1 protein-coding gene is annotated in these 1,450 nt (G+C 54.3%); it reads left to right on the forward strand.

Going from position 1 to position 1,450, the window contains the following annotated elements:
• Positions 1 to 17: 17 nt before the first annotated feature.
• Positions 18 to 1,442: an IS1182 family transposase gene (locus tag AKL27_RS26865; RefSeq protein WP_050465963.1), complete on the forward strand. Its 1,425-nt coding sequence runs from the start codon at positions 18 to 20 to the stop codon at positions 1,440 to 1,442.
• Positions 1,443 to 1,450: the final 8 nt, after the last annotated feature.

The raw sequence follows: 1,450 nt of genomic DNA on the forward strand, positions 1-1,450 counted from the left end.
CTTGATGGGCATTTTTTATGGGACATCGGCGCGGGGTAAGTCGGGGGCAGGTCAGTCTGTTCCCAGAATCGATTGAGGATTTGATCGCAGATGATCATCCTGTACGAGTGATCGATTTGTACATAGAGCAGTTGGACCTTGCTGAGTTGGGCTTTGGCAAAGTGCATGTCGCACGCAAAGGCCGTCCTCCGTATCACCCCGGGGATCTGCTCAAACTGTATTTGTATGGCTATCTGAATCGCGTGCGCTCAAGTCGGCGACTGGAGGCGGAATGTCAGCGCAATATCGAAGTGATGTGGTTGTTGGGGCGGCTAGCGCCAGATCACAAGACCATTGCCAATTTCCGCAAAGACGAAGGACGGGGCATCCAGAACGTATGTCGTGAATTCGTTCAGTTCTGTCGGCATGCGGGGTTGATAGCCGGTGAGCTGGTGGCTATTGATGGCTCCAAATTTCAAGCTGTCGCGAGTCGTCACCGTGCCGTAGGCGATGAAGCTCTGGCACGTCGTCAGGCGCAACTGCAAGAACGCATTGCGCGCTATCTGAAGGAGCTTGACGAGGCCGACAAGCATGAAGGTGAAGTCATTGACCGCAGCGCGGTGCAAGCTGCACTGGGTCGTTTGCGGCAAGAGCAAGAGGCGGCGGCTCAACAACGCGCCACGCTCAAGACGACTCATCGCAAAGCCCAGATTGAGGGCGAAACCGATGCACGACTTCTCAAAGACAATCAAGGCCGTTCCATTGCCGGCTACAACGTGCAAAGCGCGGTAGATGCGCAACACAAGTTGATTGTGCATCACGATGTTGTCTGCGAAGCCAACGACCTGCAGCAACTGCTGCCGATGGCGCTGGCCGTCAAGCAAGTGTTGGAGCAAAACAGACTCACGGTGGTAGCCGATGCGGGATATTCCAGCGGGGCGCATTTGAGTGGCTGCGAAGCCAATGGCATCACACCTTACGTTGCCTTGAATCGTTCCAGCAATACGCAGGCAGGCGGAACTTTGTTCGACAGGACGCACTTTCATTACGACACGCAAAGTGACACCTATCGCTGTCCTGCCAATATGTTGTTGATACGCAAGCAAGCCCATCATGGCGACAGAGTCACCATTTATGCTGGCGTTTCTTGCCACGGCTGTGCGCTCAAACCGCAATGCACGACCGCTGCCCGGCGCTATGTCAGTCGACATTTCGATGAAGCCAGTTTCAGCCGCTGCGAACAACGCCTTGTACAGGAGCGCCACATCATGCGTTTGCGTGGCGCTATCGTTGAACATCCGTTTGGAAATCTGAAGCGCTGGATATTGGGTAATGCACGTTACCTCGTCAGAGGACTATTCAAAGTGAAAACGGAAATGGCACTAGCCGTATGGGCTTATAACTGGCGGCGTTGCCTGAGTTTGATTAGTGTTGAGGCGATGAAGATGCTGCTGAGGGCCTGAAACGGGCA

Source organism: Herbaspirillum autotrophicum (genome assembly GCF_001189915.1).
Lineage (GTDB): Bacteria > Pseudomonadota > Gammaproteobacteria > Burkholderiales > Burkholderiaceae_D > Herbaspirillum > Herbaspirillum autotrophicum.

Excerpts from the sequence above, each read along its gene's own strand:
- AKL27_RS26865 (WP_050465963.1), top strand. The coding sequence starts at position 18 with ATGGGACATCGGCGCGGGGTAAGTCGGGGGCAGGTCAGTCTGTTCCCA.